This is a genomic window from Aeribacillus sp. FSL K6-8210 (assembly GCF_037963925.1).
In the GTDB taxonomy this organism is placed as follows: Bacteria; Bacillota; Bacilli; order Bacillales; family Aeribacillaceae; genus Aeribacillus; species Aeribacillus composti.
Window position 1 is genome coordinate 2,852,692 of record NZ_CP150172.1, and the last position, 13,742, is coordinate 2,866,433.

The window sequence follows — 13,742 nt, forward strand, 5'->3', positions numbered from 1 at the left end:
TTGACACATATATTTACACAAAAATACAATATTGACAAGAGGAATTTTTCACAAAATTTTTAAGGCTTGAATAGAGAGGGGCGAAAACAATTGATATACTTTGATTTTGCAGCAACGACCCCCATGAGTGAAAAAGCGATTGCTTCATACACCGAAGCGGCAAAATTTGCTTACGGAAACTCAAGCAGTCTGCATGATATCGGCGGCAAAGCGTATGAACTATTGACAGCGTCAAGGAAAGCATTTGCAGCGTTATTAGGAGGAGATCCAAACGGTGTTTATTTTACTAGCGGCGGTTCTGAAGGCAACATACTGGCCATCCAATCATTATTAAATAGCACGCCAAACAAAAAGCATATTATTGCTTCTTCACTTGAACATGCATCCATTGACCATTATTTGTCTTTATTGCGTGCGAAAGGATATGACATTACATTTTTAAAGCATGATCAAAATGGAAATATTTTAATGGAGCATCTTGAAGAAGAAATCCGTGAAGATACGGCCCTTGTCACCATCCAGCACGGCAATTCCGAAATCGGAACAATTCAAAATATAAAGGAAATTGGCTTGTTTTTAAAAAAGAGGAAAATATACTTTCATACCGATTGTGTGCAAACGTTTGGAAAACTGTTGATTCCCGTCGATGAGATGAATGCTGATGCCTATACATTTTCTTCACATAAAATTTACGGTCCAAAGGGCGTAGGAGCAGTGTATATTCATCCAGCAGCAAGCTGGTCGCCAGTGATTCCCGGAACAACACATGAGGACGGATTTCGTCCAGGCACTGTCAACGTTCCAGGCATTTTTTCCTTTGTCACTGCCGCAAATGAGTTTTATAATCAAAGAGAGAAGCATTTTAACCATTTCATCAAGCTCAAGCAGCATTTGATCAGCCAATTAAAGACACAGCTGCCCACGATAACGATTGTCAATGAAACGAAAAAAGAGGTTCTCCCAAATATTGTTGGTGTTGTCACAAACAGTTTAGAAGGTCAATTTGTAATGCTCGAATTGAACCGAAAAGGATTTGCGGTCTCAACTGGAAGCGCCTGTCAAGCTGGAAATAGTCATCCTTCTAAAACCCTTCTTTCAATCGGCTTTGACAAAGATTCCGCTCATCAATTTATTCGTATTTCCTTTGGAATTACAAATACAATCTCGGAAGTCGATGAGCTTATCAATGCGATTCTATCCATCGTTCGATAAGAGTTTTGAAAGGTTGGTGTTTATGGAAAAAATATTAGGGGACAAGCGGAGGGAAGTGATTCTCGAATGGTTAAAAAATGAAAATCGGCCGATCACGGGAGGGGAATTGGCCTCACGGACGAATGTCAGCCGTCAAGTCATCGTTCAAGATATTTCTCTTTTAAAAGCACTCGGAGAACCGATTTTAGCCACAAGTCAGGGATATATGTATTTAAAAGAAAGAACGAATGAGGCAAAAAAAGCGAAACGTCTTATTGCCTGCAAGCACGCTCCGGAAAAAACAAAGGAGGAATTGAACATTATTGTTGATTACGGAGCGACCGTAAAAGATGTAATCGTTGAACATCCAGTGTACGGGGACTTGACCGCATCGATTATGGTAAGCAATCGAAAAGAAGTAGATGAGTTCATAAAAAAAATCGAAACAACAAACGCCTCTTATTTGTCGGAATTAACGAACGGCATTCATTTGCACACCATTCTTGCCGACAATGAAAAAACTTTAAATGAAGTTTGTGCAGCTCTTGATCAAGCAGGATTTTTAATTCGTGACGATCATTGATTAATCAAGCCAGGCATCCTGCAATGGATGCTCGGCTTTTTTTATAGTTTATAAGCCGGAAAGCTTCCGAGAATCTTGACGCCGCAGCCTAAAGCCTCCAGTTCTTGGATTGCCCCGGGTATTAAAACATCATCCATTTTTGATTCTATATCTATAATAAACAAGTAATCTCCTAATCCCGTTTTCATTGGACGAGATTCAATTTTTGATAAATTCAGTTTTCTCCATGCAAATGCAGACAATACTTGATGCAGGGCGCCTACATGGTCTGTCGGCAACGTTACAACTAATGTCGTCTTTTCACCGACTTTATTATGGTGGTTATTTTCTATTTGAAAATCTTGATCCGGATGTAAAATAACAAATCGTGTATGGTTGTAATCATAATCGTGAATATTATATTTCACAATAGCTAAATCATACTCTTTTGCCGCCAACTCATTGGCAATGACAGCCATATTTTCTTCCGGATGTTGATGGATATATTCTGCAGCGGCTCCTGTCGATGTGGCATATTCGATCGAAACATCCGGCATATGCTCATGTAAAAATTTATGGCATTGTGCAATAGCATGTGAATGAGAAAATACTTTTTCGATTTTTTTCCAATCATCCTTCCTGCAAGGATGAACCATTAAATGCTGCTTGATTGGAACAACAATTTCACCGACAATATGCAGTGTATTTTCATGAATTAAATAATCAATTGTAAGATTGACCGACCCCTCAAGCGCGTTTTCAAGCGGAACAACGGCAATGTTTGTTTCTTGCTTGACGACTGCATCCATGACATGTGGAATCGTTCGGTAAGGGACTAGTTTTACATCGTTTTCAAAAAATTTTGAGACGGCCAAATGAGTAAATGTTGCTTTCGGTCCCAAATAGCTGATTTTCATCTGTATATCTTCCTTCCTAATTCTATGCACCTGAACTTAATAGTTCGACCTTTTCTACAAATTCTAGCTTCCGCAATTTTAATAATAAAACGTTCATATCTTCTTTCATTCCGTTCGTGTTTAATGATAAAGTCACATTGGCTCTTCCTTGAATTGGAATGGTTTGGTGAATTGTCAGCACATTGCAGCCTGCTTCAGCCACAACTTTAAGCAAATGCGACAGCGTTCCGGAACGATCTTCTAAATGGAAAAACAACGTAATGATTTTTTCTTTGACAACAGTATGAAAAGGAAAAACCGCGTCTCTGTATTTATAAAACGCACTTCGGCTCAAGTCAACGAGCTGCACTGCTTCTTGAACGGACGAGACTTTGCCTCGTTCAAGAAGCTTTTTCACTTCGAGCGTTTTTTTCATTGCTTCCGGCAGCACATCTTCCCTTACCAAATAAAAAATTTCGTCTTTCATCTACCGTCTCCTTTCCCACCCATATGCGATGAAGCATGAAGGACACAGATTTTATGTGCAAAATGTTTTATTCAATGAATTCAAATTCAAATTCCAGCAGCCTTACTGTATCCCCATCTTTTGCACCGCGCTCTCTTAATGCGTCGTCTACCCCCATTTTGCGAAGCTGTCTTGCAAAACGGCGAACGGATTCGTCTCTTGAAAAATCGGTCATTTTAAACAGCTTTTCAACCTTTTCACCTGATAAAATAAACGCTCCATCGCTGTCACGGCTGATGGTAAAGCTCGGCTTTTCATCCTTTAATGTATACACGACACGATTCGGAGCAGATGTTTCCGTTTCGTCAAAGTAAAGAGGGAATTCCGGCGTTTTTTCCAATAAATCGGCAATAGCAAATAACAGCTCGCGAATTCCTTGGCGTGTAACGGCTGATATTGGAAAAATGCTGACATTTTTGTCTTGCAGCTTTCTTTTAAATTGTGAAAGATTTTCAGCAGCATTTGGCATATCCATTTTGTTGGCGACAACAATTTGCGGCCGCTCCGTCAGCCTTAAATTATATTGTTTTAATTCTTCATTGATCGTCAGGTAATCCTCATACGGATCACGGCCTTCCATTGCGGACATATCAATGACATGAACGATGACTCTTGTTCTTTCAATATGACGCAAAAATTGATGTCCAAGACCTACTCCTTGATGAGCGCCTTCAATAAGACCCGGTAAATCTGCCATCACAAAACTGCGTCCGTCTTCGGTCTCAACAACACCTAAATTCGGCACTATCGTTGTAAAATGGTAGGCAGCGATTTTTGGTTTAGCACTTGATACAACTGATAAAAGAGTGGACTTTCCAACGCTCGGAAATCCGACAAGCCCGACATCAGCCAAAAGCTTTAATTCCAATGTTACATATCGTTCTTCGCCCGGCTCTCCTTTTTCGCATATTTCGGGCGCCGGATTCGTTGGCGAGGCAAATCGGGTGTTTCCTCTGCCGCCCCGTCCTCCTTTGGCAATCACGCTTCTTTGCCCGTGCTCGGTTAAATCTGCGATCACTTCTTTTGTATCATCATCTATTACAACAGTACCGGGAGGAACTTTCACAACAAGGGGTTCGGCATTTTTCCCGTGCTGATTTTTAGACATCCCGTTTTCGCCTTTTGGAGCTTTAAAATGTTTTTTATAGCGAAAATCCATTAACGTCCGAAGACCTTCATCCACTTCAAAAATCACATCTCCGCCCTTTCCGCCGTCTCCCCCTGCAGGGCCTCCTTTCGGAACATATTTTTCACGGCGGAAAGCAACCATGCCGTTCCCGCCATCTCCGCCCTTCACATATACCTTCACTTGATCGACAAACATTGAGCTTCAGCCTCCTTTCATTGTTTCATCACGACTTACTGACCATCAATGTAAATTCATATGTATCAAAATGTATTTGTTGAATGGTGATTGCATCTGATTGGTACTGCTCTAAAAATGTTAAAAGAGTCTTATCATCCGTTAGTATACCATTAAAATCATAAAAGAACCGGACATTGTTTTCTGTTTTAAAGAGTTCTAATGTAATGGTTATATGATTTTCTTGTTTTTTATCAATATTTTGATTAAGGATTTGAAAAAGATCTGTTGTAAAATGGAACATTTCCTCATCTAGACTAGAACAATCCATCGCTTCCCCTAGCACTTCATAATCCAAAATGAGAAGGTGTCCTTTCCAGTTATATGTTAAAAGCAGCTCTGCAAAACTGGGCATGTTTAAATTGCAAAGTTTTGATTCTTGCTTTGCTTCCACGACAATTTCATCAATAATTTCCTTCACCCGATCGTATTTTTTTAATGATAAATGGCCTTTAATTAATTGCAATTTATTCATCCAATCATGTCTGGAGTGGCTTAATGCGTCAACAATACTCCATCTCTCTCTTTGATCAGCCATGGTTCCACTCCCATCAAGCTATCTTTTTAAACATGTACAAAAATTATATCAACTTTCCATTAAAAAAACACCGAAAAAGAAAACTCTAACCAAAAAGGCTAGAGTTTTTCAAGTGTTTGCTTATGCTTCTTTTGCTATCGGATACACGCTGACTTTTTTCTTGTCGCGTCCATATCGTTCAAAACGGACGATGCCGTCTACTTTCGCATAAAGCGTATCATCCCCGCCGCGGCCAACATTCAAACCAGGATAAACTTTTGTACCTCTTTGACGATAAAGAATGGAGCCGCCTGTAACAAATTGGCCGTCCGCACGTTTTGCACCTAATCGTTTTGCGATGGAATCACGTCCGTTTTTCGTGGACCCAACTCCTTTTTTCGATGCGAAAAATTGAAGATCCAATTTTAGCATGAGTGCCACCTCCTAATCTTTTTTTGTAACGATTCGAATAAACTTTCCATACCCTCGCTCGATCGTTTGTAATGAAACAAGCATTCCTTCAAGCAATAATTGGATTTTTTCAAATGAATCCGTGTCAACTTGATCAGGAACCTGTACGTGCAAAAATCCGCCTTCTTCCGATTGTTCAACATTCATATCGACATTGGCTAAAGCTTTGATCGCATTTACTGCTCCAAAAGAAACAGCTGAAGCGCCTGCACATACGATGTCCTTCCCGTGCTCTGCGAAGTCCGCATGCCCTTTCATTGTAAACGACCGGATGAATCCTTCTTTCGAACGATGGATGGTCACATGTATCATATGAAACAGCCTTTATTATGCATTAATTTTTTCAATGACAACTTTTGTGTACGGTTGGCGATGACCTTGTTTTCTACGGTAATTTTTTTTCGGTTTATATTTAAAAACGATAATTTTCTTACCTCGGCCATGCTTTTCAACTTTTGCCGTAACCGTAGCTCCTTCTACCAGCGGGTTACCTACCTTTACGTTGTCTCCTCCAACGAAAAGCACCTTGTCAAAAGTAACTGTTTCACCTTCTTGAGCGTCTAATTTTTCCACATAAATGGCTTGACCCTCTTCAACTTTCACTTGTTTCCCGCCAGTTTCAATGATTGCGTACATATTCTGCACCTCCTATTTAACTAAGACTCGCCAGATTAGGGTGTCGGATAACCGAGCTTCTAACCCAAACTGAGCGGTTGTAGCACGGGTGCTACAAAAAACAATAACAAATTGATCTTAACAAAATATGAATGTATATGTCAATACATTTTGGAGATCCGTAAAGCCACTTCCTCTTTTGTTCCCCATTGGCGAATTTCGAATCCTTTTACATGATCGGAAGGACTGAAGAAAATCTTCATGCCTATTAGTTCTTCAAGCTTTTTTAAATGTTTCTCATATTCACATGTAAAAAAATCGCAAACTTCTGGGGCCGCTTCTACAAGGACGGCTTCGTCATCTGATCCAGCATGTTCAAGAAGGGTTCTTTCAAGTTCAAAAGCAATGCTTTCAACCGTCCTTTTTCTTCCTGTTCCGCCGCATGCTGGACATGGTTCGAGCAAAAGCTCGGAAAGAGATTTTCGAGTTTTTTTCCTTGTTAATTGCAATATATTTAATTCGGTAAAACCGATGACTTTTGTGAAAATGCGGTCCTTTTCCAATTCTTTTTGAAACAATCTCAAAATCCGGCTTCGATCTTCCTTCTCCATATCAATAAAATCGATCAAAATGATTCCGCTCAAATTTCTTAATCTTAACTGCCGGGCAATTTCTTTTGCCGCTTCCTCATTGGTTTTTAAAACCGTATCTCGGTACGTATTTTTCCCCGAAAATTTCCCTGTATTAACATCAATGACAATCATTGCTTCCGTTTCTTCAATTACGATAAACGCGCCGTTTTTTAGCCAAACAATTTTTTTCAGCGCCTTTTCGATTTCATGTTCGATTGCATAATAAGAAAAAATATTTTCGTTTTCGGAATAAAAATCAATGGAAAATGGGAACAAATCTCCGTAATTTTTTTTCAATTCTTTTACAGTGCTTATGTCATCAATGACAATTTCATCCAATACATGCGGTGAAATTTCAGCGATAATTTGCTCTACAAAACTTTCTGAACCGAATAATAAGCTTGGCACTTTTTTGCTTTTCAGCTGTTGTTCAAAACTGCTCAGCATGTCATCGAACCATTTTTTTATTGTTTGGTCATCCGCTCTTTCAGCAGCAGTTCGGAAAACGATGCCCCCTTTGTTTGAGCATAACGTTTCCCCGAGAAGCTGCAATCTTTTTCTTTCTTCCTGGGAAATAATTTTTTTGGAAATTGCCACCGTGCGGCCAAAGGGCTGATATACAAAAAAAGGGGATCGCAATTCAATATTCATTGTGACTTTAGGGCCTTTAAATTCTCCTGATTCTTTTACAACTTGAACGATTACCTCTTCACCTTGAGAAATAAAATGTCGGACATTTTTATTTTTTAATGCCTCATTCGTTCGGGACGTCTCAAAATATGACATAATGTCATTCCGGTGAAGATAGCCGTTTCTTCCCTGACCTAAATCAACAAAAACAGCCTCCATACCAGGAAGGACTTTTGTTACTTTTCCTTTATAAATGTTGCCGACAATCGTGTTTTTTTCTTTTATCCATACTTCCGCCAGTCGTCCGTTTTCCAACAATGCAATGCGTTCATCATCCGTTTTTTTATTTATAATTAATTGCCGCAACCCAACAACCTCTTTTCATGTATTGTTTCCTATTTCAATATCATGTTTTCCTGCAGGCGTCAATAAACGTACTGTAAATCGCCCATTTTTCTGTCCGTCTTTTTTTCCGAAAAAAAACTGTGCAGCAGCTCATTTTCATCAAGCTGAAAAAGTTTTTTTCCATCGTCCTCCACAATAATAGGGTGCTTGCAACCCCGCTGAAATTTCAGCAGCACGTGGTAAATCAAATCATCGCGATCAACAATGATCGGCTTTAACACTGTAAACGCTTGATGATTTCCATAATACCTTTCCATCAAGAAGCGAATATATACAAATTGTCTTTGTTTATATTCCGTATAAATGGAGTGGACGATAAAGGCTGCGATAATCCACCCGCTTAAAAGAGTAGGGTTAAAAAAAAGCAAAAAAAGGAACAAACATGAAAAAACAACTGCAGATATGCGAAGCATTTCCTTATGAGCAACTGAAAAAGGTTTTTGTTTGCTCAGCAAAATAAAAAGAAGCTTTCCTCCATCAAGGGGCCAAATGGGAACAAGATTAAAAAGGAAAATAGACATATTAAAAAAAATAAACATTTCATATGTAGAGTCGTTTATGAAATTCGCTTCCCAAAAAATCCATGCAGCTATTTGCATCCATAAATGCTGAATCGGTCCAGATATAACAACAAACAGATCTTCTTTCAAGGGACGATTTCCATGCTCCTCCATTTCCACTACACCGCCAAAAGGAAGAAGCTGAATGGACTTGATCCTCCATGAAAAAAAACTGGCGCAAACAGCATGCCCCATTTCATGAATAAAAACTATTGAGAAAAGGATGCAAAGAGCTTTAAATTGCGCTGTCATTGCTCCGATTGCAATCAACACCCAAAAGATAGGATGAATATGTATTTTCGACAATAAGGAAAAATATTTATTCAAATGAGATCACCTGACTCGGGTCAATAAATGTGTCGCCCTTTTTTATGGCAAAATAGTATGTTCCATGCTGGTTTTGGCTTTGCTTTACTTTGCCTACAGGTTTTCCTGTTTCGACAAAGTCATACAGCGCTACATTTAGCTCTTCCAGGTTCCCATACCAGGTTTCTATTCCATCAGCATGTTGAATCACCACAGTCAGACCAGTATCCTCCTTCTTTCCAGCTTCAATAACAATTCCTTCATTCATGGCCTCTACCGTTTTATTATTTGTTTCGATCATCACGCCTTGCCCGGTATCTTTAAAGCTCTGAAGCACCTTTCCTGATGCCGGAACCGCATATTGACTTTCTTTAGATCCACTTTCTTCTTTCGATTGTTTTTTCAAAAACGCTAATGGATTCCCAAATTGTTCTTCGTACCATTTGGAAACATATGCAAAGTTAAACTCCTTTTCCATCACATGGCTGACGAAATCTCTAGCTTTCAGAAATTCTGCCCGGTCATTTTTAAAAATAATACCGATCATCAGGACGATGCAGGCAGAGATTAGCAATTTTGTTATAAAAACGTCCGAACGGAACAATGGATGAAAATTTTTACTTCCTTCTGCCTCTACATAAAGAGGGGAGTCCGCGTCAACTTGCACGTTTTCTTGTGTGATTTGATTGATAAATGGAACAGATATATCATCACTGCTGCTTGAACTGCTCGAAAGCATGCTGTTCATTCTTTTTCGTTTACGCTTTGCTATTCGTTTTTTTATTTCTTTTGCTCGACGATTCATCATCCATCATCCTTTTGCAATTTTGTACAAGTTTATGCCCTGTCCTTACCGTTTATGACAATAAAGCCATTTTGCATTTCTTAAAGCGATATCTAGGCAAATGTTTATCTTTGACCTTGATAAAGAACTTTTACCTACAACCTAGTAAGTAGGTTCTTCACTGTTTTCTGGTTCAAAGGAATACTGGATGAAGCAAAATAAAATATGGCGCTATCCGAGAAAAGCAAAATTTTGAAATCAAAAAGAAGACCACAAAATGCTTTTGTCGTCTTCTTTTTGAAATAGTAGTATATGGTGAATTAACACAAAAGCTAGACTGCCTTTTATTTGAAGCCGCTTAACGAAATAGGTTGACTAGTTCATTGATCGATAAAATGAAAAATAAAACAATATTTAAACTCAAAAGTACATTGAAAAACCATTTATTTCGATCTTCCTTATGAGGAAGATGCTTTTTACTATTAAGCAAATAGATAAGGGTCAGCGCCAGAAAGGGCATAAATAGCGCACCAAGGGCACCATACAAAATAATGAGGCTCACAGGTTTTCCTATAAAATGCAAGAGCATTGGCGGGAATGTTAACCAAAAAACAAAAAATTTATAAGCTTTTGTCTTACTTAATTGTTCTTTATTCACATCATGTTTTTTAACTGTATAGACAAAATCAGCAAATAAATAAGAGACGCCATTCCAAACACCTAATACTGATGTAAAGGAAGCTGACCAAAAACCGATGAGAAATAAGATACGTACAGTTGGGGACAGCTCGTTTCCTAAAATGGTAGCAAATGATACGAGACCTTGCTCACCGTTAATGTTTGTATTCGTTCCATATAGTAATGCAGCACCCAAAATTAATAAAGAAATTGTAAAAACTGCTGTAGTAATATAGGCAATCATGGAGTCAAATCTAACGTAGCGGAGGTAGGATCGATCCTTCCAATTGTTTTCCTGCAGCCAATAGCCATAAGACGCCATGGTAATGGATCCGCCAACTCCCCCAATTAATCCGAGTGCGTAAAGCAGTGACCCTTTCGGCAACGCCGGAACAGCAGTGTCCATGATATCAGAAAGTTCCGGCAAAACAATAACAGCTGAGCCGACAACCGAAATAAACATAAGTAGAATTAAAAGATTCATAACTTTTTCAAATAGCTTATATTGCCCCATCCATGTTAATAAAAAACCTAACAAACCGCTTATAACCGCCCATACCCATAAAGGCAAGACAGGAAATAATGCAGACAGAGCCAATGCACAAGATGAAGTCGCAGCCGCTCCATAAACAAATCCCCAAATAACCGAATAAACGCCAAAATAGCTTGTTGCCCATAATCCCATAGAATGCCAGCCTTCTAAAATAGTTTTTCCAGTCAGCAAATGATATCGGCCAACACCCTCATTTAAGGCAAATTTTAAAATAGCCCCGATAATGATTGCCCATAAAAAGACAAGCCCAAAATTTGTACCGGCAACTAAGGCAGCAACTAGATCACCGGCTCCGACGCCCGTTGCTGCGACAATTAACCCCGGACCAACGGCCGGCCACTTTTTTGTGGATTTGCCATGTTCCATCACTGTCACCTTCCATCTGAGATTTGAACGTAGAAATGAGTCATCTAATATTTCTTATGAATGATCTTTCTCATTAGGGAATATAAATGTGCATGAATCAATTGCTGGATGAACATATTTTCGCATCATGCTGTTATATCTAGTTTTAGCAATTGTTCATCCATGCGAAACTTTCTCATTTATAGTTCTTATGTAAAGAATTCATATTTTATTAATTGAATATTCTGTATTTTTAAGTCGATCGTTTTCATTGCTCTTGTATCAGCTGTTTGAAATGATTTCTCGCACCTGTCTCCTTCCCTTTGTAAACGATTACGACTGTAAAAATAAACATTTACATATCGCCTCAATTTTGAAATAATTCTAATTGAAAATCATTATTATTAAGGAGGCATCAGAAATACCAATGGAAACATACAAAGTAGCCAATATAATTAAAGAGCGTCGATCGATTAAAGAATTTAAGAAAGATCCAATCCCTAAAGAAGTAATATGTGAATTATTAAATACGGCTGTTTGGGCTCCTAATCATGGATTAAGAGAGCCATGGCGGTTCGTGCTGTTTATGAATGAAGGAAAAGAAAAATTAGTTGCTGCTATTGCACAAGAAACGAACAATGGAAAAAATATCGATCGATTACGAGAAAAGCTGCTGCCGATTCCAGCACATTTATTGGTAATCATGAAAGAGGATCCGCGTCAAAAGCAGTGGGAGGAGGATTTAAAAGCGACAAGTGCATTAATCCAAAATTTTCAACTAGCTGCATGGGAAAAAGGTATTGGCGTTATATGGAAAACAGGTGCTTATATTTATTCACCATCTTTCCGACAAAAAGTTGGAGTAGAACCAGGAGAAAAAATTGTCGGCCTTCTACATATTGGCTATCCTGCCTCAATCCCAGACCCAAAACAGCGGACAAACGCAGAAGAAAAATTGACGATTATTGAATCATATTGAAAGGGAAAAGATTCAAGAGGAAATATTTTGTACAGCCTTCAAAAAATCTCCCACCTCAAGAGATAGAAGAAAAAACCGATCAGCAGGTGGGAGATATATCAGTGTGATGGCAGTGATTCTAATGTGTGCAAAGAAAAAAGCTAATGCCTTATTCAAGGAAGTGTGATTTTTAAATTGATTAGGATTAAGCACGTACTCCAAAAAATTTTTTGATTTTTGCGATAACACCTTTTTCAGGCTCATCTAATGATTGAAGCGGAACCGCTTCACCTAAAATTCTTCTCGCAATATTGCGGTAGGCAATGGAAGCACGATTGTCAGGGTTCATTACAATCGGTTCACCATTATTAGACGCTTTTATTACCTCATCATCATCAATTACAATCCCCACCAAATCAATAGAAAGATGGCTGACAATTTCATCGACATCCAGCATATCACCGTTTTTCATTAAATGATTTCGGATCCGATTAATAATTAATCGTGGCGGCTCAATATCTTCCTTCTCCAGCAAACCGATAATTCGATCCGCATCTCTCACAGCGGAAACTTCTGGTGTTGTCACGACAATCGCTTGATCCGCACCGGATACGGCATTTTTATATCCTTGTTCAATCCCGGCAGGACAGTCGATAATAATATAATCAAAATCTTGTTTTAGCTGGTCAATTAATTTTTTCATCTGCTCAGGTGTTACGGCAGTTTTATCGCTAGTTTGCGCTGCAGGCAGCAAATAAAGAAAATCATTAAAGCGTTTATCTTTTACGAGAGCTTGATGAATTTTGCATCGTTCTTGGACAACATCAACTAAATCATAAATAATCCTGTTTTCCAATCCCATGACAACATCGAGGTTCCGCAAGCCGATATCTGTATCAACTAGACAAACTTTCTTTCCCATAATGGCAAGGGCTGTACCAACATTTGCAGACGTTGTTGTTTTGCCGACCCCGCCCTTGCCAGAAGTGACCACAATTGCCTCACCCATTCATTATTCCCCCTTCAAGCCTAGTTAAATTGGGTCTCAGATGAGCTAATTGTTGAATCCGTTCAATAATGATTGTCCCATTTTCATCAATATATGCGCATTCCATATCATTTCGAAATGATGGCTCCTTCTGATCGGGTGGCCTACTTAAAATATCGGAGATCCTCAGCTGTGTCGGCTTCATCAAGGAGGCGGCAATCACTGCATTTCGATTCCCTTCAAAACCAGCATGAGCTATGCCTTTTAAAGCCCCCATGACAAAAATATTGCCCGTTGCCATGACTGTCCCGCCAGGATTGACATCTCCTATCAGCAACAAATCCCCTCTAATTTTCAACACTTGCCCAGAACGGACGACTTTAGCAACTGAGATAACATCTGCTTCCTCTTTCCACTTCAACGCCTCTTCCTTTGAGATGACATTTGAATCAATTGCATCGACAATTAAATTTCTTTTTTTTCTTATTACGTCTTTTATTTTCTCCTCTTGTTCCTCCGTCAAAAAACGATTTCCAGCCTTTATCGTCACCCTGATCATCGGTTCATTTTCCTGAACATACTGCCTTTTGGAGAGCATCGAATCCAGTTCATTCACAATATCATGAAACGAACAGGAATCATCTAAATATAATGTCAATCCATCCTTTGTGCCTTTTATCGTTACATAATATGGTCTTTGAGCTTTCACGAAGTTCACCCCAACAAAAATCTATTTCGACAGCAATAACAAAAACTCCTCTA

The 13,742-nt window shown here is 38.9% G+C and carries 16 protein-coding genes and 1 other annotated feature; of the genes, 3 read left to right on the forward strand and 13 right to left on the reverse strand.

All coding sequences use genetic code 11. The features are described from left to right. Positions 1 to 90: 90 nt before the first annotated feature. Entirely contained in the window at positions 91 to 1,212 is a 1,122-nt protein-coding gene (locus tag NSQ41_RS13835; protein WP_082830307.1) for an IscS subfamily cysteine desulfurase, read from the forward strand. Positions 1,213 to 1,234: 22 nt separating this feature from the next. Then, positions 1,235 to 1,774 (forward strand): transcription repressor NadR, encoded by a 540-nt coding sequence (locus NSQ41_RS13840; RefSeq protein ID WP_063387960.1) that lies wholly within the window; start codon positions 1,235 to 1,237, stop codon positions 1,772 to 1,774. 41 nt (positions 1,775 to 1,815) lie between these two features. Here the strand turns inward: NSQ41_RS13840 and pheA are convergent, their stop codons facing one another. The 11 genes from pheA to NSQ41_RS13895 all read right to left on the reverse strand — a co-directional run bounded on the left by pheA (position 1,816) and on the right by NSQ41_RS13895 (position 11,055). Then, positions 1,816 to 2,670: a prephenate dehydratase gene (pheA, locus tag NSQ41_RS13845; RefSeq protein WP_063387959.1), complete on the reverse strand. Its 855-nt coding sequence runs from the start codon at positions 2,668 to 2,670 to the stop codon at positions 1,816 to 1,818. A gap of 22 nt (positions 2,671 to 2,692) precedes the next feature. After that, entirely contained in the window at positions 2,693 to 3,136 is a 444-nt protein-coding gene (locus NSQ41_RS13850) for an ACT domain-containing protein (RefSeq protein ID WP_063387958.1), read from the reverse strand. Between the two features lie 67 nt (positions 3,137 to 3,203). Continuing rightward, positions 3,204 to 4,499: a GTPase ObgE gene (gene obgE, locus NSQ41_RS13855; RefSeq protein WP_063387957.1), complete on the reverse strand. Its 1,296-nt coding sequence runs from the start codon at positions 4,497 to 4,499 to the stop codon at positions 3,204 to 3,206. A 28-nt stretch (positions 4,500 to 4,527) separates the two neighbouring features. Continuing rightward, complete coding sequence (locus tag NSQ41_RS13860; RefSeq protein WP_339210160.1) at positions 4,528 to 5,076, reverse strand: Spo0B C-terminal domain-containing protein; 549 nt, start codon at positions 5,074 to 5,076, stop codon at positions 4,528 to 4,530. Between the two features lie 120 nt (positions 5,077 to 5,196). After that, on the reverse strand, positions 5,197 to 5,487 hold the full coding sequence (gene rpmA / locus NSQ41_RS13865; protein ID WP_063387955.1) for a 50S ribosomal protein L27: 291 nt from the start codon (positions 5,485 to 5,487) through the stop codon (positions 5,197 to 5,199). Positions 5,488 to 5,499: 12 nt separating this feature from the next. Next, a complete protein-coding gene (locus tag NSQ41_RS13870) occupies positions 5,500 to 5,838 on the reverse strand; it encodes a ribosomal-processing cysteine protease Prp (protein WP_063387954.1) in 339 nt (112 codons plus the stop codon). A gap of 15 nt (positions 5,839 to 5,853) precedes the next feature. Beyond that, the gene (gene rplU, locus NSQ41_RS13875; protein ID WP_063387953.1) at positions 5,854 to 6,162 is read right to left on the reverse strand and encodes a 50S ribosomal protein L21; all 309 of its coding nucleotides are present in this window, start codon (positions 6,160 to 6,162) and stop codon (positions 5,854 to 5,856) included. A gap of 13 nt (positions 6,163 to 6,175) precedes the next feature. Further along, positions 6,176 to 6,251, reverse strand: a sequence feature (ribosomal protein L21 leader region). Positions 6,252 to 6,302: 51 nt separating this feature from the next. After that, the gene (locus tag NSQ41_RS13880) at positions 6,303 to 7,769 is read right to left on the reverse strand and encodes an Rne/Rng family ribonuclease (RefSeq protein ID WP_339210161.1); all 1,467 of its coding nucleotides are present in this window, start codon (positions 7,767 to 7,769) and stop codon (positions 6,303 to 6,305) included. Between the two features lie 59 nt (positions 7,770 to 7,828). Continuing rightward, positions 7,829 to 8,695, reverse strand: coding sequence for a M50 family metallopeptidase (locus NSQ41_RS13885; protein ID WP_117016766.1), 867 nt, complete (start codon positions 8,693 to 8,695; stop codon positions 7,829 to 7,831). After that, positions 8,688 to 9,482: a M23 family metallopeptidase gene (locus NSQ41_RS13890; protein WP_063387950.1), complete on the reverse strand. Its 795-nt coding sequence runs from the start codon at positions 9,480 to 9,482 to the stop codon at positions 8,688 to 8,690. Before NSQ41_RS13890 ends, NSQ41_RS13885 begins: the two co-directional genes overlap by 8 nt. 334 nt (positions 9,483 to 9,816) lie before the next feature. Next, positions 9,817 to 11,055 (reverse strand): Nramp family divalent metal transporter, encoded by a 1,239-nt coding sequence (locus NSQ41_RS13895; protein ID WP_339196949.1) that lies wholly within the window; start codon positions 11,053 to 11,055, stop codon positions 9,817 to 9,819. 406 nt (positions 11,056 to 11,461) lie between these two features. On the opposite strand from NSQ41_RS13895, the gene NSQ41_RS13900 reads away from it, so the two are divergent. Next, positions 11,462 to 12,013, forward strand: a complete 552-nt coding sequence (locus NSQ41_RS13900) for a nitroreductase (RefSeq protein ID WP_339210163.1) — start codon at positions 11,462 to 11,464, stop codon at positions 12,011 to 12,013. Positions 12,014 to 12,197: 184 nt separating this feature from the next. On the opposite strand, the gene minD is transcribed toward NSQ41_RS13900, so the two are convergent. Together minD and minC are read right to left on the reverse strand one after the other, a co-directional pair. After that, positions 12,198 to 13,001, reverse strand: coding sequence for a septum site-determining protein MinD (gene minD / locus NSQ41_RS13905; protein ID WP_339210164.1), 804 nt, complete (start codon positions 12,999 to 13,001; stop codon positions 12,198 to 12,200). Further along, positions 12,994 to 13,698, reverse strand: a complete 705-nt coding sequence (gene minC / locus NSQ41_RS13910) for a septum site-determining protein MinC (protein ID WP_082829524.1) — start codon at positions 13,696 to 13,698, stop codon at positions 12,994 to 12,996. The genes minD and minC overlap by 8 nt, the downstream gene beginning before the upstream one ends. Positions 13,699 to 13,742: the final 44 nt, after the last annotated feature.